Consider the following 1,269-nt stretch of genomic DNA (forward strand, 5'->3'; position numbering starts at 1 on the left):
GATGAACGCTGGCGGCGTGCCTAATACATGCAAGTCGAGCGAACAGACGGGGAGCTTGCTCCTCTGACGTTAGCGGCGGACGGGTGAGTAACACGTGGATAACCTACCTATAAGACTGGGATAACTTCGGGAAACCGGAGCTAATACCGGATAATATATTGAACCGCATGGTTCAATAGTGAAAGACGGTTTTGCTGTCACTTATAGATGGATCCGCGCCGCATTAGCTAGTTGGTAAGGTAACGGCTTACCAAGGCAACGATGCGTAGCCGACCTGAGAGGGTGATCGGCCACACTGGAACTGAGACACGGTCCAGACTCCTACGGGAGGCAGCAGTAGGGAATCTTCCGCAATGGGCGAAAGCCTGACGGAGCAACGCCGCGTGAGTGATGAAGGTCTTCGGATCGTAAAACTCTGTTATTAGGGAAGAACAAATGTGTAAGTAACTATGCACGTCTTGACGGTACCTAATCAGAAAGCCACGGCTAACTACGTGCCAGCAGCCGCGGTAATACGTAGGTGGCAAGCGTTATCCGGAATTATTGGGCGTAAAGCGCGCGTAGGCGGTTTTTTAAGTCTGATGTGAAAGCCCACGGCTCAACCGTGGAGGGTCATTGGAAACTGGAAAACTTGAGTGCAGAAGAGGAAAGTGGAATTCCATGTGTAGCGGTGAAATGCGCAGAGATATGGAGGAACACCAGTGGCGAAGGCGACTTTCTGGTCTGTAACTGACGCTGATGTGCGAAAGCGTGGGGATCAAACAGGATTAGATACCCTGGTAGTCCACGCCGTAAACGATGAGTGCTAAGTGTTAGGGGGTTTCTGCCCCTTAGTGCTGCAGCTAACGCATTAAGCACTCCGCCTGGGGAGTACGACCGCAAGGTTGAAACTCAAAGGAATTGACGGGGACCCGCACAAGCGGTGGAGCATGTGGTTTAATTCGAAGCAACGCGAAGAACCTTACCAAATCTTGACATCCTCTGACCCCTCTAGAGATAGAGTTTTCCCCTTCGGGGGACAGAGTGACAGGTGGTGCATGGTTGTCGTCAGCTCGTGTCGTGAGATGTTGGGTTAAGTCCCGCAACGAGCGCAACCCTTAAGCTTAGTTGCCATCATTAAGTTGGGCACTCTAAGTTGACTGCCGGTGACAAACCGGAGGAAGGTGGGGATGACGTCAAATCATCATGCCCCTTATGATTTGGGCTACACACGTGCTACAATGGACAATACAAAGGGCAGCGAAACCGCGAGGTCAAGCAAATCCCATA

At 51.6% G+C, this 1,269-nt stretch carries 1 rRNA gene; it reads left to right on the plus strand.

The annotated features are described in order from the left end of the window. A 16S ribosomal RNA gene (locus IE142_RS34705) occupies positions 1 to 1,269 on the plus strand; the annotation flags it as partial.

Origin of the sequence: Streptomyces mutabilis, assembly GCF_014649815.1 — a bacterium.
GTDB lineage: Bacteria > Actinomycetota > Actinomycetes > Streptomycetales > Streptomycetaceae > Streptomyces > Streptomyces mutabilis.